At 59.5% G+C, this 22,339-nt stretch carries 15 protein-coding genes and 1 tRNA gene; 13 read left to right on the forward strand and 3 right to left on the reverse strand.

The genetic code is table 11. The features are described 5' to 3' along the window. The first annotated feature begins 72 nt into the window (after positions 1 to 72). Positions 73 to 861, forward strand: coding sequence for a hypothetical protein (locus ACR0D8_RS11530; protein WP_480646558.1), 789 nt, complete (start codon positions 73 to 75; stop codon positions 859 to 861). A gap of 305 nt (positions 862 to 1,166) precedes the next feature. Here ACR0D8_RS11530 and ACR0D8_RS11535 read toward each other — a convergent pair whose 3' ends face one another. Both ACR0D8_RS11535 and ACR0D8_RS11540 read right to left on the reverse strand, forming a co-directional pair. Beyond that, positions 1,167 to 2,786 (reverse strand): GMC family oxidoreductase, encoded by a 1,620-nt coding sequence (locus tag ACR0D8_RS11535; RefSeq protein ID WP_480646560.1) that lies wholly within the window; start codon positions 2,784 to 2,786, stop codon positions 1,167 to 1,169. 203 nt (positions 2,787 to 2,989) lie between these two features. After that, positions 2,990 to 3,074 (reverse strand) — tRNA-Leu (locus ACR0D8_RS11540). Between the two features lie 768 nt (positions 3,075 to 3,842). Here ACR0D8_RS11540 and ACR0D8_RS11545 point away from each other — a divergent pair. The 12 genes from ACR0D8_RS11545 to ACR0D8_RS11600 all read left to right on the forward strand — a co-directional run bounded on the left by ACR0D8_RS11545 (position 3,843) and on the right by ACR0D8_RS11600 (position 19,622). After that, the gene (locus ACR0D8_RS11545; RefSeq protein WP_475164798.1) at positions 3,843 to 4,250 is read left to right on the forward strand and encodes a hypothetical protein; all 408 of its coding nucleotides are present in this window, start codon (positions 3,843 to 3,845) and stop codon (positions 4,248 to 4,250) included. Positions 4,251 to 4,252: 2 nt separating this feature from the next. Then, complete coding sequence (locus ACR0D8_RS11550) at positions 4,253 to 6,262, forward strand: dynamin family protein (protein ID WP_480646562.1); 2,010 nt, start codon at positions 4,253 to 4,255, stop codon at positions 6,260 to 6,262. 8 nt (positions 6,263 to 6,270) lie between these two features. Beyond that, positions 6,271 to 8,019: a dynamin family protein gene (locus tag ACR0D8_RS11555; protein ID WP_480646563.1), complete on the forward strand. Its 1,749-nt coding sequence runs from the start codon at positions 6,271 to 6,273 to the stop codon at positions 8,017 to 8,019. Positions 8,020 to 8,040: 21 nt separating this feature from the next. Continuing rightward, positions 8,041 to 8,442, forward strand: a complete 402-nt coding sequence (locus tag ACR0D8_RS11560; RefSeq protein ID WP_480646565.1) for a hypothetical protein — start codon at positions 8,041 to 8,043, stop codon at positions 8,440 to 8,442. Between the two features lie 23 nt (positions 8,443 to 8,465). Continuing rightward, positions 8,466 to 9,326 carry a hypothetical protein gene (locus ACR0D8_RS11565; RefSeq protein WP_480646567.1) on the forward strand — a complete coding sequence of 287 codons (861 nt, stop codon included), beginning with the start codon at positions 8,466 to 8,468 and terminating at the stop codon, positions 9,324 to 9,326. 67 nt (positions 9,327 to 9,393) lie between these two features. Beyond that, positions 9,394 to 11,436: a dynamin family protein gene (locus ACR0D8_RS11570; RefSeq protein ID WP_480646569.1), complete on the forward strand. Its 2,043-nt coding sequence runs from the start codon at positions 9,394 to 9,396 to the stop codon at positions 11,434 to 11,436. Beyond that, entirely contained in the window at positions 11,433 to 12,719 is a 1,287-nt protein-coding gene (locus ACR0D8_RS11575; protein ID WP_480646570.1) for a dynamin family protein, read from the forward strand. The genes ACR0D8_RS11570 and ACR0D8_RS11575 overlap by 4 nt, the downstream gene beginning before the upstream one ends. A 339-nt stretch (positions 12,720 to 13,058) precedes the next feature. Beyond that, complete coding sequence (locus ACR0D8_RS11580; protein ID WP_480646572.1) at positions 13,059 to 15,194, forward strand: serine/threonine protein kinase; 2,136 nt, start codon at positions 13,059 to 13,061, stop codon at positions 15,192 to 15,194. A 207-nt stretch (positions 15,195 to 15,401) separates the two neighbouring features. Beyond that, positions 15,402 to 16,394, forward strand: a complete 993-nt coding sequence (locus ACR0D8_RS11585) for an FHA domain-containing protein (RefSeq protein WP_480646574.1) — start codon at positions 15,402 to 15,404, stop codon at positions 16,392 to 16,394. A gap of 3 nt (positions 16,395 to 16,397) precedes the next feature. After that, entirely contained in the window at positions 16,398 to 17,183 is a 786-nt protein-coding gene (locus tag ACR0D8_RS11590) for a PP2C family protein-serine/threonine phosphatase (protein ID WP_480646575.1), read from the forward strand. A gap of 22 nt (positions 17,184 to 17,205) precedes the next feature. Continuing rightward, positions 17,206 to 18,468, forward strand: a complete 1,263-nt coding sequence (locus ACR0D8_RS11595) for a type 2 periplasmic-binding domain-containing protein (RefSeq protein WP_475164786.1) — start codon at positions 17,206 to 17,208, stop codon at positions 18,466 to 18,468. 44 nt (positions 18,469 to 18,512) lie between these two features. Further along, positions 18,513 to 19,622 carry a peptidoglycan-binding protein LysM gene (locus tag ACR0D8_RS11600; RefSeq protein WP_480646578.1) on the forward strand — a complete coding sequence of 370 codons (1,110 nt, stop codon included), beginning with the start codon at positions 18,513 to 18,515 and terminating at the stop codon, positions 19,620 to 19,622. Between the two features lie 372 nt (positions 19,623 to 19,994). On the opposite strand, the gene ACR0D8_RS11605 is transcribed toward ACR0D8_RS11600, so the two are convergent. Beyond that, positions 19,995 to 22,208 (reverse strand): NADP-dependent isocitrate dehydrogenase, encoded by a 2,214-nt coding sequence (locus tag ACR0D8_RS11605; protein ID WP_480646580.1) that lies wholly within the window; start codon positions 22,206 to 22,208, stop codon positions 19,995 to 19,997. Between the last annotated feature and the right edge of the window lie 131 nt (positions 22,209 to 22,339).

Raw genomic sequence — 22,339 nt, forward strand, 5'->3', positions numbered from 1 at the left:
TCGGGCAAACGCGTAGTTAAACGTCTGCGCACCCTATTCTCAGCTGTAGAGGCGAGAGGTTGCAGAGCCGCGATGCTGGCACCAAAAACACCAATACCGGGCCTGAAAGGAAGCACCGAGTTGGCAGGGCTGCTTGGGGAGGAAGCCCCAGATTGCGTCCATTGGGTGGAGATGGTCACATCGCGAGACGCCTATTACATGCAGTGGCCAAAGGACGGTTTTTGTGATTGGGATACATTCGTTGCTGTGGCAAATGCTCCAGGTCTGGCGGCATACGTTGCTACGTTTGGCAAGCCCACGATTTGTGACGATGCACTCAGCGAAGGTGGTATGTTTGTCCGCTCGGAGGGCTGCGTTCTAATCTCCAGCGCCTTGGATGACAAAGTCGGAATTCCTAATGAACTAGAATCTATCAGACTTCCCCATCCCTACTGTTCTGACCTTTATAGACGCCACCAACCTGAACCTCATCCGCTAACCCATCTCGATCTTGATGTCGCTCTCGTGCCATGCAAAGAGACCACTCTTTTCCTGGTCAGCGAACGCTACTTAAGCTCTTATCAAGGACATATAGTGACGGCTGCTGCTCTACTCGGACTAGAGGTTATCGGAATTCCGCAGGCGGAAGTGAACAATCGAGGCCTCAACTTGGTAGTATTGTCGGAGCGCGCTGTGCTAATTCCCGCCAATTGCCCGATGCTCTTTGGTCTTCTTTCTGACCACCTCGGCTCAGAAAGCGTGATCGAGGTCGAGATAGACGACGACTTCAACTACAATGGCGGGCGTGGTGGACTTGGATGTATGAGCAACGTTGTTCAATGTGAGCGCAAATACAGTGGGCAGAGTATCGAACCAATTTAGGTTTGGCTTGTCCCGCTCAGCCGACATTCGACGGGCCAAAATAGTGAATCCGACACACTTTACCGGGACAATTATGGGACATTCTACGGCCGAAACGAGCGACACAGAGCGACGGATAGCGAGGATATATATTTGAAATAAAAAAAATAGTAGATATCGCGAGCGTATTTACTGCCTTCGGGAGGCAGGGGTCGGAGGTTCGAATCCTCTCACTCCGACCAATAAAACAAGGCGCCCTTGGGCGCCTTTTTGTTTGAAGGGCGCGCGCAACTTTCAGATTACGGGCGTCGTTCTCAGCGAAAGATTCACTGCCCCGCCTTGATCAGATCCGCCGCTTTCTCGGCAATCATCATCGTGGGTGCGTTGGTGTTGCCGGATATCAGGTTTGGCATAATCGACGCGTCAACCACCCGCAGACCTTCCAGGCCGCGCACGCGCAGTTGCGGGTCGACCACGGCCATGTCATCCACCCCCATCTTGCAGGTCCCGACAGGGTGATAGATTGTGTCGGCGCGGGCTCGGATATGCTGTTCCCAATCCGCATCCGTGCTGGCGGTTTCCGTTCCGAACATCTCGCGCTTGCGGTATATTGCCAGAGCCGGCGCTTCCAGAATATCGCGCGTCATGCGGGCACCCGCGATCATCGTTTGCAGGTCGCGCGGATCGGAAAGAAAGGCCGGATCAATGGCAGGTGTGTCGAAGGGATCCGCACTGTTCAACGATACCGTGCCGCGGCTTTCCGGGCGCAGTTTGCAGATGTGGCAGCTAAAGCCGTAGCCATAATGCAGCTTGCGCGAATGGTCGTCCACCAACGCGATCGTGAAATGAAGCTGGATGTCCGGCCGGTCCAGATCGGACGATGTTTTCAGGAAAGCCGCGCCTTCGGCAAAGCATGTTGCCGCCATTGACACTCCGGTCTTGCGCCAGCGATTCAGATGACCCAGCAGTTTGACGCTGCCTACCGGGCCGATACCGAAATTGTCCGTGTCGCTGGTTTTGTAGGCCAGCGTAAAGTCCATGTGGTCCTGAAGATTCTTGCCCACACCCGGAAGGGCGTGCCGTACCTGAATACCGTGTTTTTCCAGATCCTTCGGATCACCGACCCCCGACAGTTGCAGCAGTTGCGGGGTTTTCAGGGCGCCGCTGCACAGCAGGACCTCGCGGGTCGCGGTGACCTCGATATCCTCTCCCTTGCCGTCCTTTTTATAGATGACGCCGGTCGCGCGCTTTCCGTCAAACCTCAGCCCGCTGGCATGGGCCTGGGTGATCACCGTCAGGTTCGGGCGGTCCATGACCGGAAACAGATATGCCGCAGCCGCCGAGCAACGCTCGCCATTCTTGGCCTTGTCGTGGAATTGCGTGACCTGATAGAGTCCCACACCCTCGTTATCGCCGCGATTGAAATCCTGCGTTTCGCGGATTTGCAGTTGTTTGGCCGCTTTGACGAAGTCTTTTGTGATTGGGCGGGGTTCTTTCTGGTTCGACACCTGCAACGGCCCGGAATCCCCGTGCAGGTCATCGCCGCCACGCTCGTTGTTTTCGGATTTCCTGAAATAGGGCAGCACACTGTCCCAGTCCCACCCCTCGCACCCAAGCTCTGCCCATGCGTCATAGTCCTGACGCTGGCCTCGGACATACAGCATCGCATTGATCGCACTGGATCCACCCAAGGCTTTACCGCGCGGCTGATACCCCTTGCGCCCGTTCAGACCCGGCTGGGCGACGGTCTCAAAAGCCCAATTGTTCAACTTGACGGGTTTGCCCGGCAGCATGGCAACGACGGCGGCAGGCATGCGCACCAGCAGGCTGTTCCCCTGCCCGCCCGCTTCCAGCAGGCATACCGTGACTGCCGGGTCCTCGCTCAGCCGGTTGGCAAGTACACATCCGGCCGATCCCCCGCCGACAATCACATAGTCATACTGCATCGGTTTCCTCCCTGTGGCCGTAACTACCGTGCACCGTCAGCAGCGACACTGCGGGTTCGGATATGAAATTGTTACTGTCGCCCGGGGTTTGTTCCAAGTCACGGCCTGTACCCTGACGGAACGTCACATTGTTTTCACACCGGCTGAACCCGTCTCGCGGATCAAGGGCGCCGGGCCGCATTTTTGCTTCTACTGGAAAAAGATGGTGCGGGTGGAGGGACTTGAACCCCCACGCCTTGCGGCGCCAGAACCTAAATCTGGTGCGTCTACCAATTTCGCCACACCCGCGTTTCCGGCCAAACGCGCCGGACTGACGCGCTCAATAACAAAGCTTGCGAACAAGCGCGAGGGGGAAAATTCGCTTGCCCACAAGATTATGGATCAGACCGTCGCAACACCGCAAAAGCGGCTGTATGCCCGGTCTGTTGCAAGGGTTGCGTCGAGTCGCGCTCCCGAACGTACCGGAGACGGTTGTGTACGTTCTGCCCCAAATGCCCGTATTCATTTTAACAAGGAACTTCGCAACAATCCGAACCCTTTTTGGCGGTGGAACTTCAGCAGATTGTTGCTCGCGCTTTAGATAGAATTCCCGATTCCGAACACGCCGAAGCCCAACCCCTTTACGTTGAGTGACAGGAGATTGGCGCGCTGACCGCCCAATCGAATGGCGTTGGTTCACGGCCAATCTCACTGTTCTACAATTTCAGACCTCTCTATGTTCTCCTGCGGCACAAGGAGATGTTTCCTTTGTTTTACAAATGGCTAATCTTGCATCTGGCGAAGCAAATCCGGTTGTTGATGTCACTCTCCACTCCGCTCTCTTTCGCCCTTACCTCGGAAGTCTGAAGGCAGCGTTTCCCCCAAGGGTTGAAGTGCCTAACAGATCGAGGATCACAATTGCGCCACATTTCAAACGCCAAAAAATCTTATTCGCGTCAAAATAACACCGCCTTGCCAGTAGTTGATGGGGGATGGGAGTTAATGAGTCTTTTTGCCTTTGGGCACCGTACGAGTTTGTTGCTCAACTCCAGTACAAGGGTCTTAGCCGTGACCAATATGATGAACTCCGCTGCTGCTGAGCAAGACGCCATCGGTCTTGCCCGTGAAAGTTTTCTTGGGGAACTGAAATCCCTGAACCGTGAACACCCGAACACCGGATTCGGCGTTTCGCTGCGCACTCATTCCGGGGGCCACTACCTGTTGGCGAATTCCCGTATGCCGCTGCCCGAGACCAAATCCGCCGGTTTTCCGACCGGACGCCGCGTTGCCTGTCTGGAAAACAGCGAGCGTTTCCGTTCGATCGAAGTGCTTGCCGATTCCCGTGCATATGAGTCGATCTCGCCGGGTGCCGAAGCCGCGATTCTGGGCAATGCACTGAACCTGATTGCCCGTATCGACACCCTGACCAGCACCCCCGACGGTCAGGTTCAAACCCACATCGCCGCCACAGGAACCGGAGGCTGACCATGGCCCGCAACGACCACCTGCTGTCCGTCGGCAACGAAGCGCTGGCGCCGATGACCTCGGCCATCACTTCGCTGTCGACACAGATAGACCAACTGACAGAGGTGGCGGATGCGCGCTCCTCGGCGCGTCTGGCGACCCTCAAGACGCGCATGGAAAACTTTACTGCCAGCGTGACGCTGGTTGGTCAGGTGAAGGCGGGCAAATCCTCGATCGTGAACATTCTGGCCGGGCGCCCCGCCCTTTTGCCGTCGGATGTGAACCCGTGGACCTCGGTCGTGACCACGCTGAACATCAACACACGGACCGAGGGCGACAAGCGGGCCCGGTTCACTTTCTTCGAACAGGAAGAATGGGATAATCTGATGGTCGGGGGCGGCCGTCTGGGTGAATTGGCCAACCGGGCCGGTGCCGATGACGAGATGGAAGACATCCGCCGCCAGATCGGTGAGATGAAGGCCAAATCCGAAGCCCGCCTTGGTCAGCATTTCGACCTGATCCTGGGCCAGAGCCATCAATACGACTATTTCGACGAAGAGCTGATCCAGCGCTATGTCTGTCTGGGTGATGATGACGACCCGGATATCAATCCCAAGACCGGGCGCTTTGCCGATGTCACCAAATCCGCGGAACTGTACATGGACATTCCGCAATATCCGATCTCACTGAGACTCTGTGACACGCCCGGCGTGAACGATACCTTCATGGTGCGCGAACAGATCACGCTGCGCAGCTTGCGTGGGTCCGAGGTCTGCGTTGTTGTTCTGGCCGCAAGCCAGGCCCTGACCACAATGGACATGGCGCTGATGCGGATCATCGCACAGTTCGAGAACCGGCAGATCATCCTGTTTGTGAACCGGATCGACGAGTTGTCGGATCCGGTCAATCAGGTGCCTGAAATCCGCGACCGAATTCAGGATACGCTGAAGCAGAACAACATCGACACCAATACCAGTGTCGTCTTCGGCAGCGCGCTCTGGGCCGAAGCTGCGCTGACCGGGAACCCTGACATTCTGACCGAGGAATCCCGCGAGGCGCTGAACACCTTCTATCTGGCCGCCGGTTTCGGCGATCAGGCCCCGTCGCTGGACAAAATCTGGGCGCTGTCTGGTTTGCCGGATCTGTTGCTTGCCATGAACGAACGCATCGCCGAGGGCGCGGGCACCCGCCTGCTGGACCGGGTACGCCACCGGGCACGCAATATCGCCAGCCAGATTCGCGCCACGGCAGTGGCGAAAAACCTGTCTGACGGCGAGGGCGTGGTGCGCGACCTGGATGGCATTTCTCCGGAAGAGGCCATCGCCAGGGTCGCCGAGGAGTACGAGAAGAAGGCCGTCGCGCTGACCAAATCGCTGCGCGAAAAAGTTCTGGAGCGGTTGAACTCAGCCGAGACCAACTTTGTCAAACGGGCGACGGATTCGCTGATTGCCCATCTGGAACAGAATGGCGAGCAGGGCACCTGGCAATACGACCCCGCCGGGCTGCGCACGCTGCAAAAGGCGGCCTATTTCAGTTTTGCCCGCGCAATGCGCAAAGAGGCCGGTGCGCTTTACAACGCCGCCGCCGCAGATATCGAGGCGCTTTACCAGAAGCTTTTGGGCAACCATCTGGGCGAGTTCAGTATCGAAGCTCCGATCGTGCCGCGGGTTCCGCCGCCGCTCGGCATCGGACGCACCATAGCATTGGACCTGCAAAGCACATGGTGGCGCCGCTGGTGGCAGCGCCGCAAAGGGTTCGAGGCTTATGCCGCCGATTACACGCGCCTTATTGCGTCCGAGGCGAACTCAATCACCAAGGATATCGAAGAAAACCAAATTGCGGCTGTGCTGGAAAACGTCCGGGCCGGGCTGGCCGATTTTCTGCGCGAGCAGAAAGAAACCCTGCTGAGCATTTCGGCATCTGCCGAGCAGGACCCGAACCAGGCCGCCCTGATGGCGGGGATGGCGCCCAAGAAGTCGCGCGACGACATTCTGGGCGACATCCTGAAAGATCTTAGTAACGAGGCAGCATAAGTAGCGATATGGCAAAAGATTCACAAACCCGCTTCGTCTCACCCAAGGCATGGGAGCGCATCGAGCAGTGGTCCCGCCGCAAGCCGGTCTTTGCACTTATGGGAGAGTTCAGCGCCGGTAAGTCGACGCTGATGAATTTTCTGCTGCGCTCGCATGCGCTGCCGACTCAGGTCACCGCCACGCAACTGCCGCCTGTGTGGTTCAGCTGGGGCCGGCAATCGGCCTATGTCCAGCGCCCCGATGGCACACGTGAAAATATCAGTTTGGAGCAGCTTGAATCCGTTGGTGTGAACGACGCCCAGTTTGTGCGCATCTTCCTGGAATCCGATATTCTGGAAGCGGTTGACCTGATTGACACGCCCGGTATTTCCGATCCCAAGATTTCCACCGATGTCTGGCGTCGTGCCGTCGGACAGGCCAATGGCGTGCTCTGGTGCACGCATGCGACGCAAGCCTGGCGCGAAACCGAGCGGGCGACCTGGGTGTCGCTGCCGGAACGGTTGCAGCACAATTCGTTGCTGCTGGTGACCCGCGCCGATGTGCTGGGGCCGAAGGATCGGCAGAAAGTGCTGCGCAGGGTCAACCGCGAGGCGGGACATCTGTTCAACAGATCGATCCTGTTTTCCGCCCGGGACGCGATTACGGCGCGTGACAAAAGCGGCGATGCCGAGCTTTGGACGCGCAGTGGTGGCGGCAAGATGGTCGACAGCTTTCTTGAGATCACAGAACAGATCATGGACAACCGCGCCGATCTGCTGGCCCGGTATCAGATCGACAACAGCTTGTCCGAGGGTGCGCGCGTGCACCCGATGCGCCCAAAACGGAACGCCGACACGGTCGAGGGGCCCGCGCCGCTGAAGCTGGTCAACCCGGTTGAAGACTCCGAACCTGATGCGGACAACGAAGTCGTTAAAAGCTTTCCGGTCCGCCCCGCGCGGGTCGAACGCCGCAGCGAAGAAACCGAACGCGCGGAACGTATCGACGCGGAAGAGGCCGAGCGCCTGCGCGCTGAAATGGCGGCTAATGCCGAGACCACGGAACCGATCGCGGAACCGGAGGAAGATGATCTGCGCGCGTTCTTCCGGGATTCCACCAGCCAGCCGCTGAACCTGGCCGACCATGTGGAATCGATGCAGGACGAAGACGAGTTCGACCTGCTGGATGACGATGAACTGGACGAGGACGATCTGGACGACGATCTCAACCTGCTGTCCGATGCGGATCAGGCGCAGGACGAACCGAAGTCGGAGGAATCCCACACCTTCATGACCTCGCTGGAAAACAGGCTGGCGGATGAACCGGAACGGGATCAGCCGGTATCGGATCTGCCCGAAGAGTCGCGCGTGGACGATTCCGTGTCGTCGATCACAGCCCTGATGGCGGAGCAGTCGGCAGGGTCCGCGGACGAATACGAGCCGGAACCCGAAACCAGCGGCCTTGTGGATATTCAGGTCGTGCCGCTGAAGAACGGAAATGGCGCGGAAGCCGCAGAACAACCAGCCAAAAACGGCGACGCGCTGGAGGATTTGCTGAACGTCCCCGCCGGGTCCCCTCTGAGCGCTGCAGCCATGTGGCGGGGGATTGTCGAGGACGAGGAACTGCCCGACGATTCCGAGGGTTTGAAAAAAGTTTTCCAGGCGTTCCTGGAAGAGTTTGACCAGATCGCCGCCGAGCATTTCGCCCGCCAATCCAAAGAGGCGGTCCGTCCGGTGCCGAAAGCCACGGATAACGGCGGAGCGGAATGGCATGTGTCTTAAAATGCAACCCGGGTCTAAAACATGACTATCGAAGCCGCCCTCAGCACCGCGATCCAGACCATACCCGACTGTGTTGCAGCCGGGTATGTCGACATGGAAACGGGTATGTTGCTGGGGGCCAACACCTCTGACCCCGAAAACGCTGATGTTCTGGACAGCGTGGCCGTCGCCGTGGCTAACCTTTTTCAGGGAAAAGGGGTCAAAGCGTTCGAGGAATTGCTGCGCGACGCTGGTGCGGAAGATACGGACAACCCGGGTTTCGGGGAGATCGCCGTGTTTTCCAAGGACCGGCTGAATATCTTTTTGCGGACCCGGGAATATCCCGATCATGTGGTCTGCTACATCTGTCGCAACAGTGCCAATGTCGGGTTGGCGCTGACAAAATCACATCTCAGCCTGGGGCCGGTTGCGGCCGCGGTTTAGCGGGACCAGAGGGGGGTCACGGCATGATGGACACAGACATACTCGACATGCTCGATGACATCGGGCGTTCTTCCGTTGCCCGCCTGAATCCGGCGGTCACCGTGTCGGGCGAGACCGCACTGATTCGGCGTGAAAAAGTTCTGCGTACCATTCGCGGCACGATCCTGCCACGGCGTCTGGAATTCACCGCAGCAAACGGCGATTGCCTGGCGATTGAAGTCAACAGTTCACGCGTGACGGATGTGTTCCGGGTTCAGTCCGGTGTCGCCCCGGATTTCGAAACCGAGTCGCGTGAGGAACTGGCGGGCAAGCTTGCCAGGCTGGTGTCCGACATCGCCGCCGCGCCGGCGCCGCTTGAGCTGATTTCGCTGCAACCGGACACCGCGCTGGAAGCCGACGACGTTGGCATAACCTTCAGCGAGATCGAAAGCGCCTGCGAAGGGATCGAAATGCCTGCCGAGCCGGTGATCTCAATCGTCGCCGACGCCGCCCCGGAGGAAGCGGATGAAGGTCAGGATGCCCCGGCCGAAGGATTGGCCGCCAACTTCTACGAGGGGTCTGAACGGTTTGCGCAGGGTCGGGTTCTGGCCGAAGGAACCGATGGCGTGGCGCTCCGGCTGGATGGCACCTGCGCAGAAGGCAAGCCACTGCATCCCGATCAGGGTCTGTTGGGCTGTTTTGCACGCGATCTGGCAGGCTGGGATGGTGACGCGGCCGCGGCTCTTGACCACCCGCAGCTGATCGTGTTGCGACCGTCCGGCGGGAAAGGCGCCGGTTTGGCCATCCTGCGCGATGGCGAACAATTTGCGATGGCCGTCCACGAAGCGCGCAAGCTGGGTGCGGTCGTCAATCTGTGGAAAGCTCTGACGGGACCGGACGGATGACACCGCCCCTACTGTTCAATTTTTCGATTAATTCAAACCGTGATTACAAGTTACCAGGGTAAGGTTTATGAGTGAAAACAATCGTCGCGAGTTAATTCGCATCGCTGAAGACATGAACGGGGTCAGCAATGACGAGACCCGCCAGTTCATTTCGCGCATCGTCAGCGATCTTTCTAACCTGAAGCCGTCCATCGCCTTTGTCGGACAGATCAAGGCGGGCAAATCCCGTTTGATCAACGGGTTCACCGGTCAGGCCGAATACCTGCCGTCGGATGTGAACCCCTGGACGACGGTGATCACCGACATGCATTTCGGACACCCTTCGGGGCGGACCGCAGGTGCCGAGTTCCATTTCTTCGACAACCGCCAGTGGCAGGCGCTGATCGCCGAGGGCGAAGAACTGCGCAACATGTTCCCGGATGACGAGGACAGCTATAAGCGCGAGATGATCGAGGAACAGGTCGAGGCGATGAAGACCCGCGCCAAGCTGCGTCTGGGCGAAAGCTATAAACACCTGCTGGGCCAGCATCACGATCTGGATCAGCTGACATCGGATGATCTGGCCCGTTATGTCTGTGCCGGCGACGACCCGACCGAAGAAGGCGGCCATGATCCGGGGTCAGATCGCGGTCTTTACAGCGATATCACCCGCAAGGCCGAGGTCTATTTTGACATCGGCCATTTCCCGTTTCCCCTGACCGTCACGGACACGCCGGGCGTCAATGACCCGCTTTTGATCCGCGAAGAAATCTCGCGCCAGTACCTCAAGGAATCCGATTTCTTTGTGGTGGTTCTGTCCGCCCATCAGGCGTTGTCACGGGCCGATCTGAAACTGTTCCGCCTGATGCAGGCGTTGGAGCTGGGCCAGATTGTCGTGTTCATCAACCGTGTTGATGAGCTGGGCGGCGGCGCCGAAGACGCGGGCAAAGTGCGTGCCGATGTGATGGACGGTCTGGAAAAGGCACTGGGGAATTCGGACATTGATGTACTGATGGGCAGCGCCCAATGGGCGCATTATGCCCTGACCGGTGACGAAACCGGTGTGAACCACGATCACGTCCTCGCATGGTTGCGGGCACACCCGGAACAGATGAAGCAATATCTGGACGGCGTGGAAGAGATCAAACAGGGGCCCGGTCCGATCAGCCGCGAAGGCGTGTTGCGGTTTGCCGCAATGATCGCCTCGGGCCTGCCGGACCTGCGCCGGCACGTCACCAATGCCCTGACCGATGGTCCACGCGAAGAGCAGCTGCGCATGGCCTGGCAGCATCTGAACAGTTTCGCGCAGGGCGAACTGGAACGGTCCAGAGCCCATCTGCGGGTGATCGAAGACGAGTCGAGCCCCGCAGCCGGGAATACCGACGAAAACGACAAGACGCTAGCGGAGCTGCGCGCGCTCGTCACCCAAAAGACCTCCGATATTGTCGGTGACATGGACGAGGTCCTCGCCAATCTGCGCGGCGTCATGGACGACACGGTGGCCGAGGCCGTATCGGCCGTGGTTCGGGGTCCGAACGGCGCTTCGCCCCTGTTGGCCAAGGGGGGTGAGACCGAGCTGAACTTCACCCCGCTGCGGGACCGCATGCGCGAGCTTGTGCAGGGGGCCACGCAGGTGGTGCGCCAAAGAATGCTCAGCGAGCTTTATGCGATCGATATGCAAAGCAACGCCGCCCTGCGCGCTCTGCCCGGCTGGCAGGACCCTGCGGACAACCGGATGAACACCAGCGCCGTGCGTTGGTTCCGCCCCGACACCACGGCGCTGACACGCGGGATCACCGTGGAATTGCGGGTCAACTGGTTGTCGCGTCTGATTTCGCGGAAAAGCGTGGTGGCCCGTGCCGAACGCATGATCGTCCAGGAATTCGAGATGATTGGCGACGATCTGGTCGACACCGCACGCGGAGATCTGATGGAACGTCTGACCACAGTTCTGGACCATTATCTGGCTTTGTTGGCCGGACATCTTGAACACCGGAGCGGAAGCGGTGAAACCAACGCAAAAGCCGAAGCGCAATCGGCCTATGACCAGGCGCAGCGGATTGCTGACGAACTGGGTGCCGTATATGCGGCGGATTATGTGGACAAGAGATTAACAGAGGCTGCGGAATGATTGAATTTCCCGGAACCGAACAGGAAGTGAGACAACTCGAGCGCTTCCTGACCGCAACCGAAAACCTGCCCGCCGACGCGGCGCTGGACGAGATGCGCGACCGCGCACTGGCCCATGCCGAGCGGCTGTCCAATGCGGTCAATATCGGTTTCGCCGGGGAATTCGGCGCCGGGAAGTCAAGCCTTGCCAATATGCTGGCAGGCGCGGACATTCTGCCCACGGGGCCACAGCACCTCAAACTGCCTCTGGTCATCGTCGCCTATGCCGAGACACCGGAAACGACGGTGGGCTGGTGGGGCAAGGAACCCAAAGTGTATTCCGGCATTGCACTGGAAAAGGCGGCAGGCGACAATCCTGACTTCATCTCGGTCGGATTGAACACCCCTGCCCTGAAAGAAATCTCGCTGTTCGACCTGCCGGGTTCGGGCGCGCTGGACGATACCTACAAACCCACGCTGGACCTGCTGAAATTTGTCGACTGCGCGATCTGGTGCACAAACGGAACCAACGCATGGCGCGAGACCGAGCGTCATCTGTGGACGCAGGTCCCGGCCGAATTGCGCGCCAACAGCCTGCTGGCCGTCACCCACACGGACCTGCCGCCGGTCCGTGACGCGCTGGACCGCGTCCTGAGCCGGCTGAACAAGGAAAAAGGCGATTTGTTCCGCGCCGTCGTGCCGATTGGCACACCGGTTGCCGTCCGCGCCATGGCCCAGGAGCCAGAACCGGATTTTGCACTGTGGGAGACCTGCGGTGGTCAGGATCTGGCCGAACAGGTGCTGAACATTGCGTCGAACCGCCGTCAAAGCGACCTCGACGCTGCGCGGGCCGATCTGAAACAGGATTTCCTGCCTTTCATGGAAACGCTGGATTTGCCCCCGGTCGAGCCGTCTCAGACAGATTTGCCGTCGATGCAGGCGACGCTGGAAGGCGCGCTGCCGCCGCTGGAAAACCCAATTCTCGAAGACTGGCTGGCCGCGATTGCAAGCATCTACGAAGACCTTCGCGAATCTTCCGACATCGAGCCTGCGGCGTTCCTGCATGCGTGTCAGGAGATCGTCGAAGACTTTGCCGAGCGGCTGGAACAGGGCGACGAAATCGATCCTCAGGCAGACTGGATTCCCGGTGAGTTCGAAAAAGCCACGGACCTGCTGTTGCTCTTGCAATTCGAAAGCGGCGAAGCCCCGTTGAAGGACGCAATCAGCATCCTTGCGCAGCTCAGCGACAACCTCGCCTGGGCCGGTAGCCGGGTGGATTCGATCCGGGCCAAAACCGGAACCTGAATACTTCTCGTTAAAATTGAGTCCCCGGATCGCGATTCGATATGCCCAGAATCGAGTCGCTATTGTTTCGAATCCGTTGACCAAGCGGGTGGAATTGGCCGTTCAGTGCGCAAATTTCAGACCCGAAAAATCTATATGTTGTCACTCAAGCACACCACGCCCCTATATATAGATATTCGACAAATAGGGTCCTTAGTGAAGCCATCAGGCGGCCCCAATAAAGTCAAATTTGAACCGTCTAACCGTCTGCAAGTGTCCTGCGGTTGTGTTTGGTTGTGAGTTCGCGGGCGATCGGCCCAGTTAGAAAAACCGCAAAACGATCAGAACGGGCGGAAAGAAATGAGCCACAACCAGGCTGTCGGTGCAACGCACGACGAACCGAAAATTGAAGGACTTCAACCCGGCGCCAAGCTGCTGCGCGGTCAGTATGAAATCCTGCGCTTTCTCAGCAATGGCGGGTTCGGGATTACCTATCTGGCCCGCGACAGCCTTGAGCGTGACGTTGTAATCAAGGAATGCTATCCAAGCGCGTTGTGCCACCGCAACGGCGACATGGTCGAACCGGCCGATCCGGCCCACAAGGCCGATTTGCGCGCCATCATCGATCTGTTCATCCAGGAAGCCCGCAACCACGCCCGGCTGGTGCATCCGAACATCGTCGACGTTCATCAGGTGTTCGAGGACAACGACACCGCCTATATTGCGATGGATTTCATCAAGGGCTGCGACCTGCTGGACTATGTCGAGGACTCCAATACCGACGCAGGTCCTGACTTTATCGTTCAGGTCACGGAAAAGATGCTGTCGGCGGTGTCGTTCATCCACCAGAGCGGCATGTTGCATCGCGACATTTCCCCCGACAACATCTTGATCGACGAAAATGGCGAACCGGTACTGATCGACTTTGGCGCCGCGCGGGAACAGGCGGCAAACCAGTCGGCAGCGCTGTTGACGCTGCGCGTGATCAAGGACGGCTACTCGCCACATGAATTCTACGTCCGTGGTTCGGAACAGGGCCCAAGCAGCGATCTGTATGTGCTGGCGGCCACCTTGTACCACGCCATCAGCGGCGAACGTCCGATCGACGGGCAAACCCGCCTAAACGCCTTCAACAACGGTCAGAACGATCCCTATGCCCCGCTGGCCGGGCGTTTCCAAGGATATCCCAAGGGTTTCCTTGAGGCGATCGACAAGGCGATGGAGGTGCACGCCACCGACCGGCTGCAATCCGCGCTGGACTGGCTGCGCATGTTCCGCGGCCCCGGCGTCATGTTCGACACGTTCGAACACCGCCCGGTTTCGGTGATCGTCGCCATGGACCGCAAGGATGAAGAGGCTGAAAAAGCCCGCATCAAGGCCGAAAGCGAAAATGCCGAAGCGGTGGTGACCGCTCTGCTGGCCGGGAATGCAGATCTCGCTTTGGGCAATGAAGACAAGAACGAGGATGAACTGGCCAAGTTCACACCCAAGGAAGACGCCCCTGTCGCAGTCGATACCGTGGTCAAAAGCGGATCAGGCGGCAGCGGCAAGATGGTTGCCGGTGTCGCGGTCGTTGTGGCCGGTCTGGCCGCTGGCGGGTTTTTCCTGATGTCCGGCGACGATACGATTCCCGAACAGGACAGCGCCACCCTGACCGCCCCGGAAGCGGCCAGTGAAACGGTTGCGGCCGAGCCGCGCGAGGAACCTGTCACTCAGACCACCGAAATTGCAAGCGCGCCCGAAGCAGCCGACCCTATACCGGTGCCAGCAGAACCTACGCCAGAGCCTGTCGAGCAGACACAGGCCCAGCCGGCTGTCGAAAAAGAGGTTGAAACCCAGACAGCCGAAACCACACCCAGCGAACCTGCCCCTGCCGCCCCGGTTAATCTGGCGGAAACGCAGGTTGCCTTCTCGCACTGGGATGTCGAAATTCCGTTCCAGACGTCCAAGCGCCGGGCATCGACCGGCAGCACCATCGCCGTTACAGGTATTGACCCGGCCCGGGACATGTCGGTCATAGGCGAGTGGATTCAGCGCGGCGCGGCGATCTACACCTTGAACGGCAAGCCGGTACGCGAGGATGCAAGTTTTGCTGCGCAGGTGCTGGACGATCTTGCAGTAGACCCGGACGGCTATACCCGTGTGACCGCGCGCTATCGCCCCCTTGGCAAGACCCGCGCCCAGAACGGGCTGCTCGCCCTGCCGGCCATTCGTATGGTCGGCCTGCAAAACGGGTATGGGTTCACCGTGCGCAATGCGGACGGTCAGGGCTGGACCTCGGTGGTGACCAATTTGCCCGCTGGCGCGGCGACCGGCGGCCTTCAGAAGGGCGATGTGCTGGTGTCGGAATCCCAGACCGGCATGACCATCGACGGGTCGGAAAGCCTGGACGCAATGTTGGATAAGCTTGTGTCCGACAACTTGCCTGAGGCCCGTTTGACCGTTCGGCGCAACGGCGCCGAGACGGATGCAGTCATGCCCCTAGCGCAGGAGTAATTGGACCGGTTCGGAATGTAATTCGCCAGTGTGTGTTTGCTGAGGGCGTCGCGGGCAATCCCGCCGCTCTGACGGGAACCGGCCCGTCGCGGAATGTAAAAGTGATTTGGTTACAAGATCATAAGTACCGTTGCGCCCAAGCGCGCAGAGGTGAGTAGCAGCCCCACGGGACGTCGTTCTGTGCAAAGAAACAAAGGTGTCGACACCATGTTCAAATACAAAAGCCCTCTCAGCCGGCTTCTCGAAGGTGCCGGCAAAGCCAAAGAGACCGAAGCCGAAATCGAAGAAACCGCCGCGCCCGAAACGGATGCGGCCCAGCCGATCGCGGATTTCAACGCACTGCGTCAGGCGCTTGCCGGCGGCAACATGTCTTCTGAAAGCTATGAAGAAAGTGACGAGCTGCTTCCGGAACAGGATATGCCCGAATTCGCCGAGGCCGAGGACCAGCCCGCAGAAAATTTGGCAGATGATGAGGTGATTGTCACCGAAGTCACCGACGCGGAACCCGAAGCCACCACTTCCGCGGATGAACCTGAAGAAGCCGAGCCCGAAGCGGTCGTGACGTTGCATGTGGCAACGGACGAGGAGGAAGAGCAGCCGGAGGAAGCCGCCGCCGCCGAAACCGTGGAAGAAGACCCGGTTGTCGAGGTTGTCGTAGAAACGCCCGAAGCCCCTCAACCTGTCCCGGTGGCCGAAGTCAGGACCGAGCCTGAAGCCCAACCCGCGCCTGCCCCCGCGACCGACCGGCGCAGCCGCGTAAAAACAACTTTCCTTGGCTTTGAACGGGCGGACACGCATGTTCAGGACCTGATCGAAACGGCCGAGCCCGTGGCCAATACCGAAACCGCGAAAGAGACCTTCCCGGTGGGATGGCTGGTTGTAACCGGCGGGCCGGGACGCGGCGCCTGCATCACATTGACCGAAGGTCTGATGCAGATCGGTCGCAACGACGATCAGGCCATTCAGCTGGACTTTGGCGACACCGGCATTTCCCGCAGCAATCATGCTGTCATCGCCTATGATCCCGAAGATCGTAAGTGCTACCTGGGGCATGGCGGCAAGGCCAACCTGGTGCGCCTGAACGGCAAGCCCGTGCTCAGCACCGTACCGCTGGCCAGCGGCGATCTTATCCGCATCAGCGAAACCTCGATCCGTTTTGCCGCATTCTGCGATGACGGCTTTGACTGGCGGGATTCCTGATTGATGCTGGCGACTCCGGCATATGACATTGCGCTGATCCTGGAAAAGGGCCAGCGCGACACGCAGGAAGACGCGGTTGCGGCGCGCATGTTTGACGCGGCGAATGCCGGCTACGTCGTCATCGCTGACGGCATGGGCGGCCACGCCGCAGGCGAAGTGGCATCCGATCTGGTGATCAGGGCCTGGCGCAGCGCGCTGGACGCTGAACTTGAGGCAGAGGACCCGTCCCGGACCACACTGATTGATGCTTTGCCGCTGGCCGCCATGCAGGCCAACGCATTCATCGCCAACCATACCGAGGAACAGGGACCCGGTTTCCATATGGGCTCGACCCTGTTGGGTGTCCTGCTCATGGGACATCGCCTCTACTGGATCTCGATCGGCGACAGCCCTTTGTACCTGTTTCGCAACGGCGAATTGCGTCAGATCAACGAAGACCATTCCATGGCTCCGGTGATTGACGCGCAGGTGGCGCAAGGCAGCCTGACGCAGGCTCAGGCGCTGGCGCATCCGGACCGCAACCAGCTGACATCGGTGATCATGGGTGCCGCCATCCCCAAGGTGGATTGCCCGGAAGACCCGGTGGAACTGGTGCCCTCGGACATTCTGCTGATCGGCAGCGACGGGCTGCAATACCTCAGCGATGCGGAAATCGAGTCGATCCTGCGGGCGAATTCCCAGTCGCTGGCTCAGGACATTGCCGACGCGTTGTTACAGGCGCTGCAGGCCAAGGACGACCCTGATCAGGATAATGCCTCGATCGGCGTCGTGAAACTAACAAGAAACTAACCAAGGCAAAGCTACAGGACCCATGAGACCCCATCTGATCATATCCAGCCTGGCACTTGCTGCCGCGGCCGGAGCCGCCTCTGCGCAAGAGGCGTGCTCGACCTACGAAATTCAGCGCGGCGACAGCCTTCGTGAGCTGACCATCGAAGTGTATTCGACCGAAGACTTTCGCATCATCTTCGATGCCAACCGCGATGTGATCGGCAACAACCCGAACATCATAAGGGTGGGTGACGTACTGACCCTGCCCTGTCTGGAAGATATCGGCCGTGCGCCATCCGCTCCGCAGACCGAAGCCGAAGCGATGGCGGCCGAAATGGCCTCGGAACTGGTCAAGGCTGCCGAGGATCGGGCAGCCAAAGCCATCGCCAAGGCCGAAGCGCGCGTGGCCGAAGCTGAGGCCGAGGCCAAGAAGGCCAGCGAGGACGCGGTGATCGCCGCCAAAGCGGCGGCCAAGGAAGAGATCGAGGCGGCCCGCGCCGAAGCGGCGGCACTGATCCGCAATGCAGACGCTGGCGAGCGGCCGGAAATCCGTGACCGTCAGCTGCTGTTGATTACCGGCGGCAACTACGCGCCGTTCACCGACGAGGCCCTGCCCAACCGTGGCCTCTACACCAATCTGGTCGAAACCGCGATGTTGCGCGCGGCACCCGAGCAGGCCTATAAAATCCAGTTCGTCAACGACTGGTCCTCGCATCTGGATCTGTTGATGCCGACGCTGGCCTTTGACGCGACCTTCCCCTGGTCGCGCCCGAATTGCGAAGAGGCCGCCGCGCTGTCGGAAAAGGACCGCGCCCGCTGTGAAACCTACAACTTCTCGAACCCGTTCTACGAAGTTGTGGATACGTTCTTTGCCCGCGAAGGGTCCGGTTACGAACAGACGCTGACCTATGCCGATTTTGCCGGAACGACCATCTGCCGCCCCGAAGGCTGGTCGCTGTCGCACATGGACGCCGTAGGTCTGTACGAACCGGCGATCTCGCTTGTGCGCCCGGTTTCGCCGGATGACTGCTTTCACGCGCTGATGGATGGCACGGCCGATATCGTTGCGGTCGAGGCGCATCTGGCTGTCGAGGCAATCGCGCGGCTGGGTTACGAGCACCGCATCATCGAAAACCCCAACCTGGCGGCGATCAAGTCGCTTAACGTTATGACCCACAAAGATAATCCGGATGGGGAAGCGATCCTTGAGACGCTCAACCAGGGTCTGGCGATCATGCAACAATCCGGCGAATGGCGTGACATCGTGTCGACCGCCCTGCGTCACCAAATGGAAAATGGCTAAGGCCCCGATAGGCCTGACAACAAAAAAGTCTGGAGGAAGTGGACATGTTGAATTCTAACCTGAAGAAAGTCGTGCTGTCGGCCACCGCCGTCACCGCCCTGAGCGCCGGAGCCGCGGCCGCGCAGGAAGCCTGTACCAACTATACCGTGGAAGACGGTGACACGATGGCGACCATCGCCATCGCGGCCTATGGCACCTCGAACTATCAGCCGATCTTCAACGCGAACCGCAACGTCATCACCAACCCGAACGCGCTGGAGCCGGGTCTGGTTCTGGCCCTGCCCTGTGAGGATGGCAGCCTGCCGAACGGCCAGTCCGCTCAGGAAATCATCGCCGCGGAAGAGGCCCGTGCCGCCAGCGTCAAACGCTCCAGCGTCTATCAGCCGCCGATCAAGCTGGTCACCGGCAACGGCTGGGCTCCCTTCGCCGATGAATCACTGAACGGCGGCGGCGCGATCACCCGTCTGGGCACCACCGCGCTGCAGCGTGGCGGTAACGCTCGCGACTATTCGGTCAGCTTCGTGGACGACTGGAACTCGCACCTTGAAACTCTGCTGCCGCTGGGCGCGTTTGACGTGTCGATGGCGTGGAACATGCCGGACTGCACCAACCGTACCTATGAATGGTCGTGGGAAACCGAAGTACGCTGCACCCAGTTCGACGCCTCCGTTCCGGTTTATGACATCGTGGTCGGCTTCTACACCATCCCGGAAAGCGACTATGCCGGTGCCACCACGTTTGAGCAGCTGAAAGGCGCCACCATCTGCCGTATGGACGGCTGGTTCATCCACGATCTGGAGCAGGAAGGCCTGCACAACGGCGACACCATGACCCTGATGCAGCCGATCACCGCGCGTGAATGCCTGGATGCGGTTCTGACCGGTACCGCCGATGTTGCAACCTTCGAAGTTCAGCTATTCTCGGACACCATGGTTGAAATGGGTCTGAACCAGAACGACCTGGTCGAGAACCCGTTCGTGACCTCGCTGTCCTCGCTGCGCTTCATCAGCCACCGCAGCAACCCGTTCGGCAAGCAGTATCTGGCGATGCTGAACAAGGGCCTGAACGAGATGCGGGAATCCGGCGAATGGTACGCGATCGTTTCGGACACTCTGCGCGAGCACAACGAGAAACTGATGGCAGCGTCGAACTGATCCCTCGGTTCAATTAAGCGCTCTGGGGCCGGTCTTAGGACCGGCCTTTTTTGGTCAGCTGCACATTTGGCCAATGACCTGATACCGGAAGCAAACACTCCGATTCCATCCTGCCTAAGCCATCCGATTGCGTGCGGTTTGCACCGGATCAGGCCCGGATTTTTCGTTCTTCGCGGCATATTCCGCACGCACTACGGGAAACCCCTAATACCATGACCGGATAAACTTGCTAACGTGAAGGTAACAGCACCGGTGAGGCGTCTGCCTCGCCACTCACTCAAAAAGGGCCGACTTTGGGGGTCGGCCCTTTTTCTGTTTAACTCACTGATTTTCAACCGAATAAGCCACACATGGCGGTGTGGCTCACGGGGATCAGCCGATGATCGCGTTCAGGGTCGCGCTTGGACGCATGACAGCGGCCGTCTTGACCGGATCAGTGTGATAATAACCGCCCAGGTCCGCCGCCGCGCCCTGTGCTGCAGCCAGTTCGCTCAGAATCTGTTCTTCCTTGGCAGCCAGCTCAGCGGCAACCGGAGCAAACTCGGCCGCGAGGTCCGCATCATCAGATTGCGCAGCCAGCGCATCGGCCCAATACCGGGCGAACCAGTAGTGGCTGTCGCGGTTGTCCGGCTGTCCGACTTTGCGGCTGGGCGACTTGTTGTTGTCCAGAATGCCCTGCGTTGCGGCTTCGGCCGCGGCACCCAAAACGCCAGCTTTGTCGTTGCCCTTGCTGTCGGCCAGGAAATTCAGCGATTCCCCCAATGCGCAGAACTCACCCATCGAGTCCCAGCGCAGGTGGTTTTCCTCAACCAGCTGCTGGACATGCTTCGGGGCCGAACCCCCTGCCCCGGTCTCGAACAACCCGCCGCCGTTCATCAGCTTGACGATTGACAGCATCTTGGCCGAGGTACCCAGTTCGAGGATCGGGAACAGGTCAGTCAGGTAGTCGCGCAACACGTTGCCGGTGATGGCGATGCTGTCCTTACCCGCGGTGATGGTTTCCAGCGACTGGCGGGTTGCCTCACGCGGGGCCATGATCAGGAACTTGTCGGCCACGCCAGCGGCCTGAAGCGCCGGTTTGACGTATTTGATCAGTTCCTCGTCATGGGCGCGGTTTGCGTCCAGCCAGAAGATCGCCTCGGAACCGGTCAGACGCTGACGGTCCATCGCCAGTTGAATCCAGTTCTCGATCGGGGCTTTCTTGACCGTGCAGGATCGCCAGATATCACCCTGTTCAACATCATGCGAGTGCAGCGTTTCGCCATTGGCCAGAACGATGCGAATAGTGCCGTCGGCAGGTGCCTGGAACGTGGTCGGGTGCGAGCCGTATTCTTCGGCCTTCTGCGCCATCAGACCAACATTCGCCACGGCACCGGCGGTGGCGGGGTTCAGCGCGCCATTGGCTTTGAAGAACTTGATGGTCTCGTCATACACCGGCGCATAGCAGCGGTCGGGGATCACGCAGTTGGTGTCGCCCTTCGCCCCGGTTTCATCCCAGCCTTTACCACCCGCACGGATCACGGCGGGCATTGAGGCGTCGATGATCACATCCGACGGCACATGCAGGTTGGTGATACCGCGATCCGAGTCGACCATGTACATCGACGGGCGGTCGCCCTTGATCGCGTCGATGGCGGCCATGATGTCAGCATTGCCCTGAACACGTTCCAGCAGATCGCCCAGACCCGAGTTCGGGTTCACGCCCAACTCATCCAGCTCGGCGCCGAATTTCTCGAACACCGGGGCCAGCCATGCCTTGACCGCATAGCCAAAGATGATCGGGTCGCTGACCTTCATCATCGTCGCCTTCATGTGCAGCGAGAACATGGTGCCGTCTTGTTTGGTGTCCTCTATAGCGTCGGCCAGGAAGGACGACAGCGCCTTGACCGACATGAACGTCGCATCTGCCACGGTGCCTTCCGCCAGCGGCCAGCTGTTTTTCAGAACGGTCACGCTGCCGTCTTTGCCTACAAACTCGATCCTGGCATCACCGGCCTGCGCGGCCGTGATGGTGGCCGATTTCTCATTGGCGTAGAAATCGTTGCCGGGCATGGACGACACTTTGGTTTTGCTGTCCGAAACCCATTCCCCCATCGAATGCGGGTTTTTCTGGGCATAGTTCTTGACCGCGCGCGCCGCCCGGCGGTCGCTGTTGCCTTCGCGCAGAACCGGGTTTACTGCCGAACCTTTGATGGCGTCGTAACGGGAACGGATCGCCTTTTCCGCGTCATTCGAGGGTTCCTCGGGGTAGTTCGGAATGTCGTAGCCCTGCGACTGCAACTCTTCGATGGCCGCCGCCAATTGCGGAACCGAGGCCGAGATGTTGGGAAGTTTGATTACATTGGCATCGGGTGTTTTTACCAGTTCACCCAGCGCCGCCAGATCGTCGGTAATGCGCTGATCGTCTGTCAGGTTCTCCGGAAAGGTCGCCAGAATACGACCTGCAAGCGAAATATCCCTGGTGCCAACACTGACACCCGCCGCCGAGGCGAATTTGCGAATGATGGGCAGGAACGAGGCGCTGGCCAGTTCGGGCGCTTCGTCTACAATGGTATACAATATGTCGAAGTTCGATTTATCTGCCATATTCTTTTACCTTTTTTAAGCCTTTCGGGGCGTGCGATCCAAGAGTGTGCCACATTCGCGTGGCGGGGGCGGGGCGCGAGTATCCTACCGCGCCGACGGTGACTCTGTTTTGACAGGGCCTCCCTTAAATG

Source organism: Ruegeria sp. BG10 (assembly GCF_056538575.1).